The sequence below is a fragment of the Niallia sp. RD1 genome (assembly GCF_024219955.1).
In the GTDB taxonomy this organism is placed as follows: Bacteria; Bacillota; Bacilli; order Bacillales; family Cytobacillaceae; genus Niallia; species Niallia alba.
The window spans coordinates 4,962,020-4,984,205 of record NZ_CP100420.1; the positions used below are offsets into that span (position 1 = coordinate 4,962,020).

The 22,186-nt window shown below is 35.0% G+C and carries 18 protein-coding genes and 1 other annotated feature; of the genes, 1 reads left to right on the plus strand and 17 read right to left on the minus strand.

Annotated elements, in window-relative coordinates:
• Positions 1-81 precede the first annotated feature (81 nt).
• The 15 genes from NKG37_RS23975 to NKG37_RS24045 form a co-directional block, all read right to left on the minus strand.
• Positions 82-3,189, minus strand: coding sequence for an alpha-mannosidase (locus tag NKG37_RS23975; protein WP_016201650.1), 3,108 nt, complete (start codon positions 3,187-3,189; stop codon positions 82-84).
• A 6-nt stretch (positions 3,190-3,195) separates the two neighbouring features.
• The gene (locus NKG37_RS23980; protein WP_016201651.1) at positions 3,196-4,026 is read right to left on the minus strand and encodes a carbohydrate ABC transporter permease; all 831 of its coding nucleotides are present in this window, start codon (positions 4,024-4,026) and stop codon (positions 3,196-3,198) included.
• Between the two features lie 10 nt (positions 4,027-4,036).
• On the minus strand, positions 4,037-4,939 hold the full coding sequence (locus tag NKG37_RS23985; RefSeq protein ID WP_016201652.1) for a carbohydrate ABC transporter permease: 903 nt from the start codon (positions 4,937-4,939) through the stop codon (positions 4,037-4,039).
• 141 nt (positions 4,940-5,080) lie between these two features.
• On the minus strand, positions 5,081-6,448 hold the full coding sequence (locus tag NKG37_RS23990; protein ID WP_254415446.1) for an extracellular solute-binding protein: 1,368 nt from the start codon (positions 6,446-6,448) through the stop codon (positions 5,081-5,083).
• A gap of 333 nt (positions 6,449-6,781) precedes the next feature.
• Positions 6,782-8,065 carry a replication-associated recombination protein A gene (locus tag NKG37_RS23995; RefSeq protein ID WP_254415447.1) on the minus strand — a complete coding sequence of 428 codons (1,284 nt, stop codon included), beginning with the start codon at positions 8,063-8,065 and terminating at the stop codon, positions 6,782-6,784.
• A 434-nt stretch (positions 8,066-8,499) separates the two neighbouring features.
• Positions 8,500-9,453: an ABC transporter permease gene (locus NKG37_RS24000; RefSeq protein WP_169188884.1), complete on the minus strand. Its 954-nt coding sequence runs from the start codon at positions 9,451-9,453 to the stop codon at positions 8,500-8,502.
• Positions 9,450-10,367, minus strand: a complete 918-nt coding sequence (locus NKG37_RS24005) for an ABC transporter ATP-binding protein (RefSeq protein ID WP_254415448.1) — start codon at positions 10,365-10,367, stop codon at positions 9,450-9,452. The genes NKG37_RS24000 and NKG37_RS24005 overlap by 4 nt, the downstream gene beginning before the upstream one ends.
• A 21-nt stretch (positions 10,368-10,388) precedes the next feature.
• A complete protein-coding gene (locus NKG37_RS24010) occupies positions 10,389-11,078 on the minus strand; it encodes an ABC transporter ATP-binding protein (protein WP_254415449.1) in 690 nt (229 codons plus the stop codon).
• Positions 11,079-11,456 carry a GntR family transcriptional regulator gene (locus tag NKG37_RS24015; protein WP_016201659.1) on the minus strand — a complete coding sequence of 126 codons (378 nt, stop codon included), beginning with the start codon at positions 11,454-11,456 and terminating at the stop codon, positions 11,079-11,081. It lies immediately after the preceding gene.
• A 7-nt stretch (positions 11,457-11,463) separates the two neighbouring features.
• Positions 11,464-12,024: a hypothetical protein gene (locus NKG37_RS24020; RefSeq protein ID WP_254415450.1), complete on the minus strand. Its 561-nt coding sequence runs from the start codon at positions 12,022-12,024 to the stop codon at positions 11,464-11,466.
• Positions 12,025-12,029: 5 nt separating this feature from the next.
• On the minus strand, positions 12,030-12,227 hold the full coding sequence (locus NKG37_RS24025) for a hypothetical protein (protein WP_254415451.1): 198 nt from the start codon (positions 12,225-12,227) through the stop codon (positions 12,030-12,032).
• A gap of 172 nt (positions 12,228-12,399) precedes the next feature.
• The gene (locus NKG37_RS24030) at positions 12,400-13,167 is read right to left on the minus strand and encodes a tRNA threonylcarbamoyladenosine dehydratase (RefSeq protein WP_016201661.1); all 768 of its coding nucleotides are present in this window, start codon (positions 13,165-13,167) and stop codon (positions 12,400-12,402) included.
• Between the two features lie 277 nt (positions 13,168-13,444).
• Positions 13,445-15,217 carry an aspartate--tRNA ligase gene (aspS, locus tag NKG37_RS24035; RefSeq protein WP_254415452.1) on the minus strand — a complete coding sequence of 591 codons (1,773 nt, stop codon included), beginning with the start codon at positions 15,215-15,217 and terminating at the stop codon, positions 13,445-13,447.
• A gap of 55 nt (positions 15,218-15,272) precedes the next feature.
• Positions 15,273-16,547: a histidine--tRNA ligase gene (hisS, locus tag NKG37_RS24040; protein WP_016201663.1), complete on the minus strand. Its 1,275-nt coding sequence runs from the start codon at positions 16,545-16,547 to the stop codon at positions 15,273-15,275.
• Between the two features lie 99 nt (positions 16,548-16,646).
• Positions 16,647-16,880 (minus strand) — a binding site (T-box leader).
• Positions 16,881-17,115: 235 nt separating this feature from the next.
• Positions 17,116-17,292, minus strand: coding sequence for a hypothetical protein (locus NKG37_RS24045; RefSeq protein WP_016201664.1), 177 nt, complete (start codon positions 17,290-17,292; stop codon positions 17,116-17,118).
• A 208-nt stretch (positions 17,293-17,500) separates the two neighbouring features.
• Between NKG37_RS24045 and NKG37_RS24050 the strand changes: the two genes are divergently transcribed.
• Positions 17,501-19,039, plus strand: a complete 1,539-nt coding sequence (locus NKG37_RS24050; protein WP_254415453.1) for an N-acetylmuramoyl-L-alanine amidase family protein — start codon at positions 17,501-17,503, stop codon at positions 19,037-19,039.
• Between the two features lie 254 nt (positions 19,040-19,293).
• Here NKG37_RS24050 and dtd read toward each other — a convergent pair whose 3' ends face one another.
• Positions 19,294-19,734 (minus strand): D-aminoacyl-tRNA deacylase, encoded by a 441-nt coding sequence (gene dtd / locus NKG37_RS24055; protein WP_101730754.1) that lies wholly within the window; start codon positions 19,732-19,734, stop codon positions 19,294-19,296.
• A gap of 11 nt (positions 19,735-19,745) precedes the next feature.
• Entirely contained in the window at positions 19,746-21,941 is a 2,196-nt protein-coding gene (locus tag NKG37_RS24060; RefSeq protein WP_016201668.1) for a RelA/SpoT family protein, read from the minus strand.
• Between the last annotated feature and the right edge of the window lie 245 nt (positions 21,942-22,186).

Consider the following 22,186-nt stretch of genomic DNA (forward strand, 5'->3'; position numbering starts at 1 on the left):
TCGCTAAACTCACGGTTAAAGACGATTAATAGGTGGAGAAACTGTTTCCACCTATTAATCTCTTGTAATTAATTATTACCCTTATATAATACGGATCGTTTTAATCTCATAAGGATTTAACTCAAATGTGATATTCCCCTGTATATCTACAGGAAGGGTCATATCCTTTTCCAGTAAATTCGTTTCATTCCATTCTTTACAATCAAATAATGGCTCGAGACTTAAAACTCTGTTACTACCTAGATGATCATGTACTCGTAAAATTAGACCCTTACCATTTTCCGCTAATTTAATAGCATCTATGAATACGCTTTCTTCTGCGTGTAATTTAAATAGCCCCTTAATTAATTTATTGCCTTTCACTATAGATAACGGCTGGTTTATAGCCCAAGCTTCCTCAACTGTTCTTCCCTCTATGAAATCTCCTTTATGTGGTAGAAGACTATACGTAAATTCATGCTGACCAATATCAGCTGTTGGGTCTGGATAAATTCCACCTTTTAATAAGGTAATTCTCATCGTTTGATCCTTAATATCATGACCGTACTTACAGTCATTTAATAAGCTAACTCCATAGTCCCTTTGAGAAAAATCCACCCACTGGTGTGCCACTGTTTCAAATTTTGCCATATCCCAACTCGTATTCCAATGTGTTGGTCGCTTAACATTACCGTATTGAATATCATAAGTTGCTTCTGTATTGCGAATGTCCACATCAAATCCTGCTTTAAGCAATTGTTCCCTTTCTTTCCAATCAGCCTGAGTAATAAAATCTATTCGACGTGAATTTTTATAAACCTGCATGATTTGAATAATTCTCGAAGTACCAAACGAATAAACAAATTCAACCGAGGCATATAATTTATTTCGTTCTTTGATCGTAATTGATTCTGCGGTTAACTCAATACATTTTTCTTGGTAAAAAATATCGATATCCCATGCATTAAAGTTCATTGGTTTATCTTCAAATAATTGAAGTCTATTACCAAGACCATTTTCTTTTAATACTTCCCGCTGATATTTTTTGTCATAGATGCTAATTAGCTGTCCCTTTTCATTCCAGCTTATCACGTATTTATCTGTCTCAATGCCACTTTCTATTTCTTTAACAAAATCCGTTTCTATGCTATCCTCTTTAGTTGGTACAAACTGAATGATACAATTCCCTAAAGCAGGAATGTTAGGAGTCTGAACAATATATCCTTCCTCACAAGGAACAGCTTGTAATTCTTCACCAGAATCCGTTACGAATTTTCCGCTTTCATTTAGATCAATCGTCACCAATTCTCTTCTTTCCCAGCCTGCTGAGTTATATACGTTCCATTGATTTATAACGACATCATTCAATCGTGTTAAAAGTTGGGCTGATCTTTCCATCGCTCCTCCTATCTCCACCTTATGGTCTTGATAGACTTCTTTTATCGATGAACCAGGAATAATATCATGAAATTGATTACGTAATAACACTTCCCATAAATCATATATTTCTTCCTTCGGATAAGGGTCTCCTTCCGTATTTTGAACTGTTGCATACAAAATTTCCAGCTCTCTTAATGCAAGTTCTAATCTGCGGTTCATTTTTTTTACAAACGCTTGAGAAGTATAGGTTCCTCGATGATATTCTAAATACAATTCACCATCCCATTTATGCACATAACTTTCTGCTGCATTTACGGTTTCATGAAGCTGCTTGAAAAATTCATCAGCACGCCCTGTTTTGACGTGAGGAAGACCAGGTATTTTATCCATTCGACGGCGATTTTCTAACATATCTCTCGTGACTCCTCCACCGCCATCGCCATACCCGTATGATATCAGTAATTGTTTATTCAAATCTTTATTCCGGTAAGCTTTATAACTGCCTAACACTGTTTCTGGTTCTAACTGTCCATTATACGTATAGAACCAGCGGGACGCCCATTCATTATCAACTAAGTTTCTTCCTGGTTCAGGTGTAGTAATAAAATGCGTTAACACCTCAGATCCGTCTATTCCACGCCACACAAATGTATCATGCGGCATTCGATTATATTGATTCCAACTTATTTTAGTGGTCATAAATGTCTCTATTCCACTCTTTTTTAAAATCTGTGGCAATGCCCACGAATAACCGAATACGTCTGGCAGCCATAGATACTGGACATCTTTATTGAACTCCTTTTTTATAAATTGCGTTCCATGGAGAATTTGCCGAGTTAATGATTCCCCAGATGGTATATTACAATCAGCTTCAAGCCACATAGCTCCATCTACTTCCCATCGTCCTTCCGCTATTCTATTTTTAATTTGTTCATAGATTAGAGGATAATCCTCTTTAATAAATTTATAGAGTTGGGGTTGTGTTTGTAAAAATATATAGTCTGGGTATTGCTTCATTAACTGTAAAACAGTTGAAAAACTACGGGCTACTTTTTCTCTTGTATGTTTTAATCTCCATAACCAAGCAACATCAATATGTGTATGACCTATAGTGGTAATTGCTACTAAATCACGTTTGTCTAAAGAATCAATTCCTTTTTGTAGCATGTCATTTGCTAATTTTACACTTTTATAAAAAGACGGACTTCCTGGATAAGACCAATCAATATATTTCATTGCCTTTTCTAATAAAGGCAAAAGTTCGTATCGATCAGGGTTATCCTCCTTTAATTGTTTAATCGTTTTTAAGACACAATCAGCTGTAAAATATAAATCATCACATTCTTCATTTAAAACAGCAGAATCCGCTGCTTTAAATTTATGTGATTGAATGTGTTCAGGTCCTCCGCCTTCTAACCCGGACCATAATTTTAATGAGAGAGTAATTTCCTTTCCGTACAATTCCGAATCAATAAAGACTTCTTTATGATTGGAATCAACACCTTGATATGGATGACCATCAATAAAAAGTAATGACTCAAACCCAGAATTATAACCTCCACCTGTTCGCCCAAAATCCAATAATAAGATTACTTTCCCATCTGATCTCGGTACTTTAAAGGTTGTTTGAATCCATAAATAATAGTCTCTTCCTTCCCAAATATCCCCTATAGAAAAGTCTTTCCAATCAGCAGAGAGGTAAGGAGGATATTTCTCTTCTCCATCAATGCTCTCTTTTGCTTTCCAACCGTTGAGACTACTTTTTTCCATGTAACGATAAGTATTTAATTCTTTAATCCTCGCTTCTAATTTTTCAATTGTATAAAACATAGCACCCTATCCTTTCGTAGCTCCACCTAAACTGAAGCCTTTTGACATAAAATTTTGTGATATTGTATACAAAATGACAACAGGTAATGTATACATTACCGAAAACGCTGCTAATCTACCGTAATTAACCATTCCGAAATTTCCGAAAAATTGAAATATCGTCACAGATGCTGGCATTTTTTCAGGACTTTGAATCAGGATATATGGAACAAAGTAATTTCCCCAGCTGCCTGTAAAAGTAAAAATCGCAACTGTAAATATACCAGGAAGCATTAATGGAGCAACGATTTTTTTTATTCCTTGGAAGATTGATGCACCATCAACCCATGCTGATTCTTCTAAATCTAAAGGAATAGAATCCATAAAATTTTTCATCATCCAAATACCATATGGCAAAGAGGATGCTGTTAAAAAAAGTGTCATCGCAATTAAAGAATCTTGAAATTTCAAATAAAGAAATAATTGAAATACAGGTACGATGACTGCTGTCATTGGTAATGAAGTCATAAACAAGATTGTCATCATAAAACTATTTTTATATTTTAACGTATACCTAGATAGTGGATACGCAGCCAAAATACATAAAATCACTACTAACAATGCTTGCGAAGTTGAGATTCCGATACCAATAAAAAACGAACGTAAAATCGCTGTTTCTGACAATATGGACTTAAAGTTATCTAACGTTATCTTTTCTGGCATCTTTAGTGCCTGAATTGCCCCTGGATCTACTGATGCGAAAATCATCCATAGCAGTGGCAATAAAAACAGGATTGCTAGAATAGAGAGAATTAAATAATGAATAAATTTTTCGACTTTATATCCTTTTTGGACCAACTTACATCACCTACACTTTCACTTTCAAGGTTTTCATATATATTAAGCTGGCAATTGCTCCTAATACTAACAACACAAAGGAAATGGCAGTTCCATATCCTAACTGATAACTAACAAATGCCTGTTTATACATAAATACAGGTAGAGTCGCTGTACTTACACCTGGACCACCGCCAGTCATTGTATAAATTAAAGCAAATACCCCAAGAGTTTGCAGAGTAACTAGCATCATATTCGTTGCGATCGTTCCTTTTACCATCGGGATAGTGATATAGCGAATAACCTGAAAGCGGCGGGCACCATCCATAATAGCTGCCTCTTCCACATCTTTAGGAATATCGTCTAAAGCAGCCTGAAACACCATCATGGAAAAAGCCGTTCCTCTCCACATATTTGCTATGACTACACTAATCATAGGGAAGGTAAACAACCAGGCAATTGGCTTAATATCAAAAAGACTCAATAGCCAATTAGCCGTCCCGCTTTCCCCAAGAAATGCCACCCAACAGAATGCTACAACAACTTCTGGAGTTACCCAAGCAGCAATAATGATTAAACCAACAATTCTTCTAAATGTTTTATTTTTCTCTTTCATTAAAAAAGCGATCAAAAAGCCAAAAAAACATTGTCCTAATACTGCAGAAAAAAACACGAAAACAATTGTGTTCCATACACTAGCACGGAAATCTGGATCTTGAAACATTCGGGTAAAGTTTTCAAAACCTACAAATCTTAGCTGACTAGCTTCTGCTCCGGTCAGGGCTAAATTCGTAAAAGAAAAAAGCAAGGTCAAAATCATAGGTCCAATAAAAAAAATCAATAATAAAAGCCAAGTTGGAGCTAGAAAGATAGCTGCCTTAAAGTGATCCGATTTGCCTTTCTTTTTAGGCTTCTTTAATAATGCGGCTTCCAATTTCATCCCACCTTTTTTAAAAAAGTTTATCACTATGACAAAAAGGTTTAGACCTTACAAGGAATAATACATAATCTGGCTGATAATTCCTTGTAGGGTCTCATCATTTAGATTTATCTAACCTTTTGTACAGCTTAAAACTTATTTAACTACATTCTCTTCTCCAACAATCCTAGTTACGTTACTTGCATAATCCTTTGCAGCTTGTTTTGGAGTTTTACTTCCAGTCGCTACCGCTTCTACCATTGTTTGAATTTCTACTGAAACATTCGGATATTTATCATTAGCAGGACGAAAATGTGCATTCTTCAAATATTCGGTTGCTTCTGAAATAAATGCTTGTTCCTTATATTCTGGAATCTCAGCCGAATCATCTCGTACTGTTAAGTTACCTTCTGAAACAGCGCGTGCTGCTTGCTGTTCTTTGCCACCTAAAGCTTGGATAACCTTCCAAGATGCTTCAGGATTTTTTGCTTTTGCTGGAATAGCCCATGTCCATCCCCCAGACATCGTAGTATTACCAGGCTCTTGTCCATTTTGGGTAGGCATTGCAGCAAAACCAAATCGTTCTGTTACATTATCTAATGGTACTGCCCCATTTTCCGAATAATTTCCTGTATTCCAGAATCCATCTAGGATAATTCCCGCTTCATCATTAGGGAACTTCTCTTGAAATAGGACGGAACTGTAGTTACTATTAATTGCAATGAAAAGAGGAGGCCCTAATTTTTTCTGATTGTATACGTTGTCAATAAATTTTAAGGAATCTTCAATTCCTTTTGTATTTACATGCCATTTTTTTGTTTCAGCATCAAATAAAACATCTTCTGTGCCGTAGAGTAACATCTCGAAAGTTTGCATCGATACAGATTCTCCATTTGCTTTTGCCACTCCCATGGAAAGAGGAATCACATCTGAGGAAGAATCTTTTATTTTTTCAGCAGCTTCTATAATTTCATCCCAATTTTTAGGCTGCCAATCTTCTGGTAAGCCAGCTTTTTTAAAAACATTTTTGTTATACCACAGTCCACGGGAATCAGACGTCCCTGGAATGGCATACAATTTCCCATCTTCTCCAAGCGAACCTGACTTTAAATTTTCCGTATAATATTCCCATTGATCCCAATCACTCACATAATCATCAAGAGGCAATAAATATCCTGCATTAGCATCAGAATTTAACATAAAGGAGTCTTCTGCTACAACATCAGGTGCTGTACTTTCTGATTGCATCGATAAGGCTACTTTTGAGAAATAGTCTCCTTCACTAGCGGTGATCGGAGATAAAACAATTTTTATGTCTGGATTTTCTTTTTCAAATTCAGGAATAAAGGTGTTAGTTAAATATTTTTTCAAATTATCATGTTCGCCTACATCTCTCCATGTTATTTTAACCTGTGTTTTTCCTTCACTATTCCCCTCATCAGTATTACTTTCACTAGAGCATCCAATCAATAAAAAAGGAATGCATAAGAGAATCAAAAATACTTTTTTAAACGATTTCCCCATCTTTTCAACCCCTCCATTTTTATTCAATCATTAGTGGATATAATCAGTCACTAAAATGTAAGCACTTTCAATTTAAGCTCTAATTACCTCTATTTCAATCTATAAAATAAAAGAAAGTCAATATTTTTCATATATAGTTAAAAAAATGAAGATTTTAACAAAAAATATTGATTTGCTAGAATGACATTTTATCTACCATCTAAGAAAATGAAGATTATTCCGCATAGATTTTTTCACCTAATAATTCGCCTAAAAAAGAAGCCTACATAAATGACTACCTTTTGTTCATAAGTGTCATTTACGCAGACTCTAATTATTCAAATCTATTCTTTATCATCTATCTTTTTTAAACCTTCTAAGTTTGTCATATATAGATCCCAGCTTCTTCTCCTCCCCTGCTTCTGTTGGGTGGTAATACTGCGTTCCTTTTAACTTCTCTGGTAAATAATCTTGATCGACCCATCCTCCGAATGTTCCAATTGGATGGTCATGCGGATAAATATAGCCAACATGTCCAAGCTTTTTGCTACCTTCATAATGCCCGTCTCTTAAATGCATCGGGATATCACCTACTCTGCCACTACGAACATCTGCTATCGCTGCATCTAACGCTTTATAAGCAGCATTCGATTTTGAGGATAAGCACATTTCCACGACCGCTACAGATAAGGGAATACGTGCTTCTGGCAGACCTAGTCTCTCACTAGCTGTTACTGCTGCTAAAACATTATTTCCAACAGATGTTTTAGCGAGTCCAATGTCTTCATAAGCAATAACTAGTAGTCTTCTGTTCACAGCTACCAAATCTCCACTTTCCAACAAATGAGCAAGGTAATAAAGGGCTGCATCTACATCACTTCCCCTAATACTTTTTTGTAGACTTGATAAAAGATTATAAAAATGCGAACCTTTTTTATCCCCAAAAACACCAACCTTTTCAATCATTTGTTCAATCGTTTCATCTTTAATGATAAAAGTTCCTTCTTCTTTATCTGATGAATATACAATTGATTCTAATAGCGTTAGCGATTTCCTTGCATCGCCATTTGTTCCCATTGCGATTCTTTCCACCTGATTATCACTAATTTGAATGGAGAGATTTCCAAGCCCTTTTTCCTCTTTTAATGCTCGATGCAGTAATTCATTAATATCATCATCTGTTAATCTCTTTAATTGCTTAATTTGACCACATCTGCTTCTAATCGCAGGGTTTACGTCGTGATAGGGATTCTCTGTAGTAGCACCTATTAAAACAATATCTCCTCTTTCTACATGTGGGAGTAGATAATCCTGTTGTGCTTTATTAAAGCGATGAATTTCATCCAAAAAGAGAATAACCTTTCCTGTCATTCTTGCTTCATCTACAACTGCCTCCACATCCTTTTTACCAGATGTGGTTGCATTTAATGCAATAAAAGGAAGCTTTGTCGTTCCAGCAATCGCAAATGCAATCGAGGTTTTGCCAATACCAGGCTCACCATACAATAGCATGGATGGAACATGACCATTTTTAATCATTTTATATAAACTTGTTTTTTTCCCAATAATTTCTTTTTGCCCAACTACTTCATCTAGGTTTGTCGGTCGCATTCGAAAAGCAAGTGGTTCTCCGTTCATTTATACACCTTCTTTAAAACATCTTACCTTTATTATAACGTAAAAGAAGAAAGTAAGAAAAAAGTTGATTTGTCTAATAAAATGAAACTTCCATTAGTGGGGGTTTTCCTTTCTCCCCCACTGATGGTTAGTTGCACTATATGACCTTTAGGGGATACTTTCAACAGCTTGAGCTGGGGCTGTTATGAGTGGGATAAAATAGCAAAGCTCTTTACCTATCTACTATTCCTTGGGAAATACTTTTGCTTATTAATTTCTTTCTATTTTCATAAGATTATTTAAAATGATCCTTTGTTTTCTCATTCTACTTTATTAAATAGTGAAATGGAGTTATTAAAAGGGGGTCTTTCTAATATAACTATTACATTCTGTATTTAATAATTCTTTATAAAAAAAGAATAAAGCGAATAATATCACTTCATTCTTTTTTACTATTATGCCGCCACATCCCTCTTCTTAAATACCCAAAAGGCTAACCCGATGAACACGATAAAATAAACTAGTAGCATTATAATAGAGAAAAACAAGGTCATGCCACTAACAAGAGGTGTTCCATCAAAATACTGTGTTAAATCAGTGTTAGCAAATAATAGATACTTTGCCCAGTCGAACCAATTAGCTAATAAAAACGTTACTGTATTTCCCATAAACATTAAGAAAATGGATATACCAATTGCTAATGAACTGTTCCGGAAGACGGACGATATCATAAACGCCATCGTAGTGAGCATAATTAAACTAATCGAATTTAACCCATAAAAACCGATTAAGTGAATGAAGATACTTTGTTCTTTCACTACACCATCGGAATAATATAAATATGGATAGGCTTCTTCTGGTAGACCAAAAAGGATAGCACCTAGTGCAAAGGAGAATGCGAATAAGACAAAAAGAGCTATAAAACCGAAAAATAGCACGGTTAAATACTTGGACAATAATATCTTCGTTCTGCTCAATGGTCGGATAAGCAGAAGTTTCACCGTTCCCCAATTAAACTCATTCGCAACAATTCCAGCTGCTATAATAATAGTAAATAAGCCTACGATACTTATTAACTGGATATTATCAGAAACAAAATCCCATGCCGAATATTCTATGTTTGTACTTAAATCATGCGTAATACGGTACTCATTTAGTGCTATTTCTTTTGTATAATAATTTCTTGTTTCTGAAGGAAGATGTTCATCCTTTAGCATTTCTTTATAGCGTTTATTTTCCAATTCAAGTCCATGTTGCCAGTTCTCATTATCTGGAACAGAAAATCCACTTGATTGATATTTATTAAAAGCACCTAATAGCAGTACAGCAATTAACAAAATCACTATCATTACTAATGTAGCTGGACGTTTCCATATTTTCATCCATTCATTTCTTATTAGCTGAATCATTTCTGTCCCTCCCCTTGATTAGTCAATTCTAAAAATCTATCTTCTAATGTCTTCGATACTTCCTTTATTCCGAAAATGCGAAAATCTTGTAACACAAGTGTTTTAATTATTTCTGGTATTTTATCTCTTGTCACAGTAAGCGAAATTCCTGATTCACTTGATGTCATTTGCACATCAGGATATACATTTTTCAAATAATTGATCGCTGTATCAACAGGATTCAATTCTATTTCAAATACTTGTTCCACTGCAACAAAATCTTTTACTAATTGTACATCGACAAGTTTCCCCTCTTGAATGATACCGATACGATCACACATCATTTCCATCTCTGATAATAAGTGACTAGAAACAATAACTGCCATATTTCTTTCTCTTGCTAACATTCTTAAATGATCTCTTATTTCTCGGATTCCAGCAGGATCTAACCCATTAGTTGACTCATCTAAAATCAGAACCTTCGGATCATGCAAAAGGCTTTGTGCAAGACCTAATCGCTGTCTCATACCGAGTGAATACGTACGAACCTTATCATGAATGCGTTCTGTTAGTCCTACTAATTCAACCGTCTCCATTATTTTCTCTTTTGATATCCCCTTCATCATTCGCGCATAATGCAAGAGATTCTCATAGCCACTTAAAAATTTATACATTTCAGGGTTTTCTACAATTGCGCCGACATGCTGGATTGCTTTCTCAAATTGATCACGAACACTCTCGTTGCAAATAAAAATATCGCCGTCACTCATACTGATTAATCCCACAATCATTCGAATGGTTGTCGTTTTACCAGCTCCATTCGGACCGAGAAAACCGAATACCTCCCCTTCTTCTACCTGGAAGCTTAAGGAATCAATAATTTTTCTCCCCTTGATTACTTTAGAAACATTTTTTAAGTCTACAATTGAAGTCAATATTTCTCTACCAACCTTTCACTAGTTTATATTTTCCTTCATCCACTCAATAATTGATTGCCCTTTGTCTTCTCTCAAATCTTCTACAGAAAGATTGGCGATTAAATCCCCATTATTTAATACAATAATATTGTCTAAAATAGATTCAACCTCTGCTATTTCATGTGTAGCAACCACAACTGTTTGCTTTCCAAAATCTATATATGTTAATAAGCTTTTAACGATGGATTCACGAACCAATGGATCGAGTCCAGAAAAAGGTTCATCCAGTAAAAGAATAGGCACTGTTCTAGCTATACAGAGGACAAGCTTAAGTCTCCCTCTATTCCCCTTTGAAAGATGCTTTATTTTTTTATCTCCATCTAGGTGTATAAATTCTAGTAATTCTTTTGCTTTATCAAGCTGAAAATCGTTAAATTGTGATGCACTGAATTGAACCATATCATGGACAGTAAAGGATTCATAAAAACGATCTAACTCTGTTAAATACGAAACTTCCTCAGCAATTCTACGATTAGCCTTTTTCTTGTTGACTAACACCTCTCCATTAGTCGGTTGAACAAGCCCAGCAATCATCTTTAATATAGTTGATTTGCCGCTCCCGTTTGTTCCAAGAAGACCATAAATCTTTCCTTCTTCTAGGCTTAAATTTATATTATTCACAGCGTAGTCTTTGCCATATTTTTTGGTTACATGTTGAAATTGTATCATTTACTTATCACCCTTCTTCTCGTGAAGATAGCTTGTTAATAACTGAACCATTTCTTCTTTTTTGATTCCTAGCTCTTTCATATTGCAAACAAACTGATCTAGTAAATCATGTTGTAACTTTGTTCTTAGCTTATCTAAAACTTCCCCTGATTCAGTAATAAATGTACCTTGACCTCTTCTCGTTTCCACAATTTTCATCCTTTCCAATTCACTGTACGTTCGTTGAATCGTATTAGGATTTACGCCTAAAGCAATAGCCATTTCTCGAACAGATGGTAGTTTATCTCCTGGCATTCGTTCATAACGAGCAATTTGCTGTGTGATTTTTTCGACGATTTGCATATAAATTGGTCTTGATGCTTGAAATTCATCTGCCATTGTAAAGCTACACCTCCACTTTCTTTTCCAGTAACCAAGAAGCTGCTAGAAAAACGGCAATGAATGTTATGAAATATCCTAGTAATGTAAAAATTGATATATCTGTTCTTTCTATTGAAGCCTGAAAAAAATGCTGATTTCCTTCAAAAGTGAATGTATGGTCTACTGAAATCACACTTTTCCTTTTAAGCGCATCAATAATGGGAATTCGATTAAACCAATAGACTGCCACATTCCAGCCATTCCAAATAAGGATTAAAAGCAGCCAACGTATTTTGTTCATCCATGCGATTCTTTTCATACTGTGATAGAGAGCCCAATAGAAAAAAATCCAGCTACTAAAGTATATGGACATTCCTAAAATAACCAAACACATAAAAAATAAATCCGACTGATTGAAAGCTAACTGAAAGTCTCCTGCATTTACAATGCTGATCACTGCAACAATAAATATTAGACTTAAAGATCCTAAAGAATAGAGAAAGCCAGCAATCCATTTGGATAAAAGAAGTTTTATACTGCTATTTGGATTATGAAGCCATAATTGTGTTTTCCCCTCTATATTCAACGAAGTCAATAAAAAGGCAGGAAGAAAAAAAGGTGGGCAAAACATAAAGAAATAGCTAAAATCGCTACCAAAACAAATGATTGATAATAACCTGCAAAACCAATTGCCGTGACCATCCCTAATCCCATAATAAGAAGAATTGTATATAGAAAAGGGAGACCAAGCTTTAAATCTTTCTTCAATAGTCCATTAAAGGAATGCAAACAAATCACCTCATTGTATTAGTGTACTATCAACATAGTACACTAATGCAAAAACATTCGTCAATAGGACATTGGAGTGGTATTTCTAAACACAAATAAAAAAGGATCAACTCATCAATTATGAGTTCACCCTTTTTTACGACGTAAAGACTGTAATTATAAAATAAATAACTTATTTTTCATCTTTTACACGTGTTATTTTTATCTCTTTTAATAACTCTTTTACAACATGACTAGCCATAATTAATCCAGCTACAGAAGGTACAAATGCATTAGAAGAGGGCGGCATTTTTGCTTTACGTATTGGTGCATTATCTTTTCCTACTACTTTACGAACATCCTCACGAATGATAATGGGACTTTCATCAGAGAATACGACATTAATTCCTTTTCTAATCCCTTCTTTACGTAGTCTTGTACGAATAACTTTCGCAATCGGATCTGTGTGTGTTTTACTGATATCTGCAATTTGGAAACGGGTTGGATCCATTTTATTTGCAGCACCCATGCTTGAAATAATCGGTATATTCCTTTTTAGGCACTCTTTCATTAAATGTATTTTATACGCAATTGTATCAGAAGCATCTATCACAAAATCTAAGCCATAGTCAAAAATTTCTTCATATGTTTCTTCTGTATAGAACATTTTCAAGGCAATTACTTCACACTCAGGATTAATGTCTGCAATACGCTCTTTCATTATGTCTACTTTAGGACGGCCAACAGTGGATAACAATGCAATGACCTGCCTGTTCACATTTGTAATATCCACATCGTCTTTATCAATTAAAATTAATCTTCCTATGCCAGAGCGGGCCAAGGCTTCTGCTGAAAAAGAACCAACGCCCCCAATACCTAAAACAGCTACAGTGCTGTTTTTCATCGTGTCTAATCCTTCTTTACCAATGGCTAACTCATTTCTCGAAAATTGGTGTAACATCTGTTTTCAACTCCATTTAATTTTTCCTATAAGCTAATTATGTTTACATATTCCCTTACAGGGAACTTTCATTCTGGGAGAATAAAAATAATTACTTATGAAATATATCATAATTTTTTATCAGCTACCACTCTTCCTTTTCTTGCTTCCAAATAAGCATCAAATTTTGTTTACCATACTAGTTCATTTTACAAGGAAGTCATTGTCAACACTAAATATCCCATGAATAAAAAAAGCAGAAGAAAACATATTCTAGAATGTTTTCTTCTGCTCTTCATCATTTTTTATCTAGTTTTAGTGATAAATGTAGATCTGTTAATTGGTTTTCACTTACTTCACTTGGAGCATTTGTCATGAGACAGCTTGCACTTGCCGTTTTAGGGAATGCAATTGTATCACGAAGGTTAGTACGGCCAGATAACAACATAATTAAGCGGTCTAATCCAATCGCGATCCCGCCATGTGGTGGTGTACCATATTCAAAAGCTTCTAATAAAAAGCCAAATTGAGCATGCGCTTCTTCCTTCGTAAAGCCTAGTAAGCTAAACATTTTCTCTTGGATGTCTTTTTCAAAAATACGCAGAGATCCTCCACCTAGCTCGTATCCATTTAATACAATATCATAGGCTTGTGCTTTCACTGCTTTAGGATTGCTATCAAGCAGTTCAAGATCTGCTCTTTGTGGCATCGTAAATGGATGATGAGCTGCGTAAAAACGACCTTCAGCTTCGTCATATTCAAATAATGGCCAATCAGTCACCCAAAGGAAATTAAATTTGCTTTGATCGATTAAATCTAGCTCTTTTGCTAATTTTAAACGTAGAGCTCCTAATGCATCTGCAACAACGTTCTTTTTATCGGCAACAAATAATAGAAGGTCTCCAGTTTCAATTGCTAAAGCTTGCTCTAAACCTTTTTGCTCTGTTTCTGAAATAAACTTGGAAATAGGTCCTTTTAAGCCATCTTCTTCTGCTTTTAACCAAGCAAGACCTTTTGCACCATACACTTTTACAAACTCTGTCAATGCATCAATATCTTTACGAGAATATTTTCCGCTTGCATTCTTTACATTAATTGCTTTTACTTGACCATTTGTTTCGACCGCTGAAGCAAATACCTTAAAGCTTGAATCTTTAACTATTTCAGAAAGGTCTACTAATTCCATTTCAAAACGAGTATCTGGTTTATCAGAACCGTATCTGCTCATCGCTTCATCATATGGCATTCTTGCAAAAGGTAAAGAAACATTTATTCCTTTTACTTCTTTCATGATTTTTGCCATCATTGTTTCCATCATAGCCATAATGTCTTCTTGACTCATAAAGCTTGTTTCGATATCAAGTTGCGTAAATTCTGGTTGTCGATCTGCACGTAAGTCTTCGTCACGGAAACAACGAGCAATTTGATAGTATCTTTCTACTCCACCAACCATTAACAATTGCTTAAAGATTTGCGGAGATTGTGGAAGAGCATAAAATTCACCTGGATGAACACGACTAGGAACTAAATAATCTCTTGCTCCTTCAGGCGTACTTTTCGTTAAAATTGGTGTTTCTATATCTAAGAATCCTTCACTATCAAGAAAGTCTCTCATAACTTTGGTTACTTGATGACGCATCTTTAATGTTTCAAACATAACAGGTCTTCTAACATCTAAATAACGATATTTTAAACGGACATCTTCTGCTACATCTGTTTGATCAGAAATAATAAATGGAGGAGTTTTTGCTTCATTTATTATCGAAATTTCATCCGCTATTATTTCAATTTTTCCTGTTTTAATGTTTTCATTAACTGTTCCTTCTTGACGTGCCACTACTTTTCCTTTTATATCAAGAACAAATTCGTTTCGCACTTTATCAGCAATTTCTATTGCTTCTTTATTTATCTCAGGATTAAACACTACCTGTACAATACCAGTACGGTCACGCAAATCGATGAAAATAAGTCCACCTAAGTCACGTCTTTTTTGAACCCACCCTTTTAAAACAATACTTTCTCCAATCGATTTTTCTGTTACTTCACCACAAAAATATGTTCTTCCAAACATGAAGTATCCTCCCTAATTATCTTGTATTAATAATTCTATAAAACGATTCCTTGTATTAAAAAGCTCCAAAATCTTTCAGTACACTTACAAGATTCGTTAATTCAATCTCTTTTTGTTGCCCGGTTTCTAAATGCTTTACATTAATTTTGTTATTTTGAAGCTCATCTTCTCCTATAACAACTACATATTTAGCACCAAGACGGTCAGCAGCTTTAAATTGTGCTTTTACTTTGCGATCAAGATAATCTCTTTCAGCAGAGAAACCAGCTTGTCTAAGCTCATATAATAAGCCTACCGTGTAATCCTTCGCTTCTTCCCCTAATGAAACTAAATAACAATCCACTTTTTTTTCAATAGGTAATTCGATTTTTTCCGCTTCAAGTGCAGCAAGTAATCTTTCTAGACTCATGGCAAAACCGATTCCCGGTGCTTCTGGTCCACCTAATTCTTCTGTTAAGCCATTGTATCTGCCTCCACCACATAAGGTAGTAATTGCCCCAAATCCTTCTGCCTCACTCATTATTTCAAAAGCTGTGTGATTGTAATAATCCAATCCTCTAACTAGGTTGGAGTCTACAACAAAAGGAATGTTTAACGCTGTTAAATATTTCTGCACTTTTTCAAAGTATGTTTTTGATTCTTCATTTAAATAATCTAAGATCGATGGAGCAGATTTCATTAATGGGTGGTCATGATCTTTTTTGCAATCTAAGATTCTCATTGGGTTTTTCTCTAATCTTGTTTGACAGTCATGACAAAATTCACCGATGCTTGGTTTAAAATGTGCAATTAATGCTTCACGATGAGCTTGTCTGCTTTCTTTATCTCCTAAGCTATTTACAACCACTTTCAACTTAGATAGTCCCATTGTTTGATAAACAGAATAAGCAAGTGCGATTACTTCTGCATCAATAGCTGGATCTTTACTCCCTATTGCTTCCACACCAAATTGAACAAATTGACGAAAACGACCAGCCTGTGGTCTTTCATAACGGAACATTTGTCCTAAATAAAAGAGCTTAATTGGCTGAGCAGCATAACCATGCATTTTGTTCTCTACGAATGAACGAACAACCGCTGCTGTTCCTTCTGGTCTTAATGTTAGGCTTCTTTTTCCTCGATCTTCAAAAGTATACATTTCCTTTGTCACGATATCCGTCGTATCTCCAACACTTCGTAGAAATAACTCTGTATGTTCAAATATAGGTGTGCGGATTTCACTATATTGATATCGTTCACAAAGTTCCTTCATTTTCTGTTCAACATATTGCCACTTTTCTACTGTTCCAGGCAATATATCTTGGGTTCCTCTTGGAATATTAATTTGCATTTTTATGTATCCTCCCTAATATTAGAAAGCACCGGCTATTCGTGCTTTTTCCGTAATAGTTTGTACAAAAAAAATCTCGTCCCTTGCATCCATCTGAATACAAGGGACGAGATTCTTCCCGTGGTACCACCCTAATTGAAGATTATCATAAATCTTCCACTTTGCAGTTAACGCCTGCTCACGTTTCTACCTACTAATGAAGCAATATTTTCAGAAGAAAGCCTCCCAGAGTGTTCTTTCTCTAAGTCATCATGTAGAAATGCTTGCAGCCTTATGGACATTTCCTCTCTGTTCATGTGTCTCTTAGATACTTTTCTCGATCAATAGCTTTACTTGATTATTTATTATTATCTAATTAATAATAAATAGGAACGATTATATTGTCAATAGGATATAAAGTGAAACTTCCATCAAGGGGATTTTTCTTCATTCAACAATGATAGTTAGTTGAACTATTCGGACCTTTTAGACAGTTAATCTCCAACCTATTTTCTTCGAATTCTCTTAAGCTTACGTCCAGAGTCTTACTTTCCGTTGAGAGTGGGCCAAAAATGATTTCCCTGTTCTTTTATGATTTCCCTAATTGTTTTTTTAGTTTTTTTACTTCTCCTAATGATAAACCAAATTCAGAAGCAAGTTCCACAGCATTGGAATTTCCTTCTCTTTGAATAAAATCGTGAAAATCTACGCCTAGTAATTTGGAATCAATTTCACCAGCTGATAAACTTTTTTCACCAAATCTCATGCAATTCACCCTTTTTTCTGTTATTTTTTTATAGTATTACCATGAGTGGCTAAAAAATATCATCCAAAAAATAGTTTCTTGTCTAAATTTGATTAGAAAAAAAGAGAATATCATAAAGGAATCTACCTTCCTAATGAAGAATTCTCTTTTATAGGCCCAAAAATACACTAGTCATCTTTAGACAATATACGGAAGGAGTGTAGCTTGTTTGAAGAATATAAGATGGATGCTATTACTTTTAGTAAGCATCTTCTTCATTCCTACATACAATCAATATGTATCAGCAGAAAATCAATCAACTGTTCAAGCTAATACAGTAGTAAATGTTAGAGATAATCCAGGGCTTGATCAAAACGTTATTGGGAAAATGGAGATAGGAAAAGCGTATCCCTTAATAAAAGAAGAAGAGGGTTGGCTGGAAATTCAATTTACTTCCTCTTTAACTGGTTGGGTAGCCGGCTATTTAGTAACCAAAAATGGAGAAAACGTAGAAGAAAAACCGATAGAAGAAGAAAAAATAACTTCCCTTTCAAACAAAGCCACGATTATAGAAAATGGTCTTCGCTTAAGAAAAGGTCCTGGTACCAATTACCAAGTTATTACATCTTTAGGAAAAGGAATCGAAGTTACCATACTTTCAACTAATGGAGAATGGTATCAAATAAAAACGGACTTAGGGTCTGGATGGGTCCATAATGATTATCTCCTGCTTAAGGATCCTCAAACTCAAGCAGATACTGGAGAACCGGAAAAACCTAAACAGCAAATTGCGACTGTTACAGAAGATCAGATCAATCTTCGGAGTAATCCATCTACAAGTGCTGAAATCATTGGTAAAATTAGCATAGGCACTGTAATTACTATAATAGAAGAAGAATCTAATTGGGCAAAAATCCAATATTCTGGTAATATCGGCTGGGTTCACAAAGATTTACTAAAGAATAGTGATCTCGAAAGCAGAAAAGGAAAAAAAACAGATAAGACAATCAAACTTGTATACGACAGAACAAACATCAGAAGTGATGCAACAGTCAATTCAAAGGTCTTACTTGTTGCCAATAATGGAGAAACATTTCAAGCAGTAGAAATAATCGATGATTGGTATAAAATTAAACTTTCAGATGGAGAATTTGGATATATTGCCGAATGGATTGTAGAAGAAACAGACCCTTTAGATCAGCAAATTGCAAGTGCTACAAATTCAGCTGATTTAAAAGGAAAAACGATCGTAATAGATCCAGGTCATGGTGGAAAGGATAGCGGTACAATCGGAGTAATTGGTACACTAGAAAAGGATTTAAATCTTCGTACTGCCCAATTACTTGCTAGCAAACTAAAAACTGCAGGTGCAAAAGTAGTTCTTACTAGATCTAACGATATATTCATTCCACTGCAAAATCGAGTGGATATCAGCCATTTCTATCATGCAGATGCTTTTATCAGTCTTCATTATGATAGTATAAATGATAGCTCTGTAAATGGCGTCACAAGCTATTACTATACAGCAAATCAAAAAAAACTAGCTACTAGCTTACATAAAAGTATCATTGAAGCAACCGATCGAAAAGACAGAGGTGTTAGACAAAATACGTTTGTTGTACTCAAGGAAAATAGACAAGCTGCATCTCTTTTAGAATTAGGCTATCTAAGTAATCCTGCTGAAGAACAAACACTGCTTTCAAGTAAATATCAAGAGACCATTACTACAGCTATTTATCATGGTTTAGAGAATTATTTTAGCTATTAAAGTTCTCCAAATTACTAGTTAGTTAAAATTATGCAAATATAATGATTTGTGAGTTGCATATCCCGCAGCCTGAATAAACATTGCTTCCGACGGGGCTACGTTTTTCGCCTCCTTAGGCATCGCTAATCCCCGCCATAAGTCTACATGTATTTAGGCTGCTCCATATTTCTAATCAGTTCTAAACAAAAAAGTTCTTTCACAGAATATTATCTGTTGAAAGAACTTTTTTATGATTTTTTATCTTTAAGCTTATTTTATTTGCTATCTAGAATAAGAGTTACTGGTCCATCGTTAATTAAATGGACATCCATCATGGCACCAAAGATGCCCGTTTCAACCGTTAAGCCTTGATCACGTAAAAGAATATTAAATTGATCATATAGTTCTTTTGCCTGATCTGGTTTTGCTGCATTCATAAAGTTTGGTCTTCTTCCTTTACGGGTATCTCCGTAAAGGGTAAACTGAGAAATCGAAAGAATTGCTCCTCCACTATCCAAAATGCTTTGATTCATCTTCCCATTCTCATCTTCAAACACGCGAAGGTGAGCAATTTTTTCTGCAAGGTATTTGACATCCTCTAGCTCGTCACTATGGGTAATGCCTACTAGGAGAACAAAACCTTTCTCAATCGACCCCACTGCTTTTCCGTCCACTTCTACTTTTGCTTCTTTTGATCTTTGTAATACGACACGCACATTAATACTCCTTAGTTCATTATTCTTCGCACAGAATAGACATCTGGAATTTGCTTAATTCGATCTACAACTTTATGAAGGTGATTTACATTTAAAATCATAATACTCATGTTAATTGTCGCGACTTTATTCCGATCAGACTTACCAGATACTGCTGAGATATTAGTTTTCGATTCATTTACTGCTTGTAGAACCTCATTTAATAAACCTCTTCTGTCATAGCCACTTATTTCAATTTCAACATTATATTCTTTACGATTATTTAAATTCGTTTCCCATTCAACAGGAATTAGTCGAGCTTTTGCATCGTCTGTATCAATATTAGTACAATCTGCACGATGGACAGAAACTCCTCTTCCTTTTGTGATAAATCCGACTATTTCATCACCTGGAACTGGATTACAACAGCGGGATAAACGGATGAGTAAATTATCAATTCCAGTTACTCGAACACCTGAAGCACTTTTTTTATTATTAGGAAAGGATTTTAATTCAGCAACAGCATTTGTTATGGTAGATACTTGTTCTGCATCTCTTTTCTTACGCCATTTTTCTGTTAATCGATTTGCTACTTGAAGTGCAGTTATTCCATTATAACCAACAGCTGCATACATATCCTCTTCTGTCATAAAATTAAATTTCTCAATCACAGCCTTCACATTATCCGGAGTAAGAATTTCTTTGATATCAAATTCCATATTGCGAATTTCTTTTTCAACTAATTCCTGGCCTTTTTCGATATTCTCTTCTCGGCGCTGCTTTTTGAAAAATTGTCTAATTTTATTTTTTGCTTGAGAGGTTTGTGCTATCTTTAACCAATCTTGACTTGGTCCGTAAGAATGTTTACTCGTATGAATTTCAATAATATCGCCTGTTTTTAATTTATAATCAAGGGTTACCATCTTGCCATTTACTTTAGCTCCAATGGTTTTATTCCCTATCTCTGAATGAACGCGGTAAGCAAAGTCAATTGGTACAGAGCCTGAAGGTAACTCAAACACATCTCCTTTTGGTGTAAAAACAAAAACCATATCGGAAAATAAATCAATTTTCAGACTTTCCATAAACTCTTCCGCATTGACGATATCATCTTGGAATTCAAGTATTTCTCTAAACCAAGTTAATTTTTCTTCTAGTGAGGATCCTTCATTTACTGATTTCCCCTCTTTGTATGCCCAATGTGCTGCAATCCCATATTCAGCAATCCGATGCATGTCTTGGGTACGAATTTGCACTTCTAAAGGATCACCCTTCGGTCCAATTACAGTTGTGTGTAAAGATTGATACATATTAGCCTTTGGCATGGCAATATAATCTTTAAAGCGCCCTGGCATTGGCTTCCATCTAGTATGAATAATTCCTAATATCGCATAGCAATCTTTAATACTATTTACGACAATTCTTACTGCTAGCAAATCGTATATCTCATTAAATTGTTTGTTCTGTAAAACCATTTTACGGTAAATGCTATAGATATGCTTCGGTCTTCCTGAAATATCTGCCTGTATATTTACTTCTGCTGTTCCTTCACGAATTTCAGTAACTACCTCATCTAAGTATTGTTCTCTTTCTGCTCTTTTCTTCTTCATTAAGTTAACAATACGATAATATTGCTGTGGATTCATATAGCGTAATGCTGTATCCTCTAGTTCCCATTTAATTGTGGAGATTCCAAGACGATGAGCTAGTGGGGCAAAAATTTCTAATGTTTCATTAGAAATACGACGCTGTTTTTCTGCAGGTAAATGCTTCAATGTTCTCATGTTATGGAGCCTATCTGCAAGTTTAATTAAAATAACACGAATATCTTGTGCCATTGCAACAAACATTTTGCGATGATTCTCTGCTTGCTGTTCTTCATGCGATTTATATTTAATTTTCCCGAGCTTCGTTACACCGTCAACGAGCATGGCCACTTCACTGTTAAATGCTTTACTTATATCTTCTAAAGTAATTTCCGTATCTTCAACAACGTCATGGAGAAAACCTGCTGCTACAGTTGCTGGATCCATTTCTAAATCAGCCAAAATACCTGCTACTTGGATTGGATGAATAATATATGGTTCCCCAGATTTCCTATATTGTTCACGATGAGCCTCTCTTGCATAGTCATAGGCTTTTTCAATAAAAGCTACGTGCTCTCCGTTTAAATATCCTCTAGTCTTATCGATGACTTGTTCGGCGGTTAATACTTGATCATTCGCCATGTAATCACCTTTCATATCACGATTATATTATTTAAATGTATCATATTTTAGACATTCTTTCTATCCTACTACTTTTATGCGAAATTACAAAAAAGAATAAAATTTATTTTAGAATGATTATTACTATTATCGAAAAAAAAACGAAGAATGTAAAGGGATTGGAAGGAAATTTTATGGAGAATCATAGAAAAATGTCGAATAAAGGCGATTTTTATAAAAATTCATGAATTTATTTCCTTATTTCC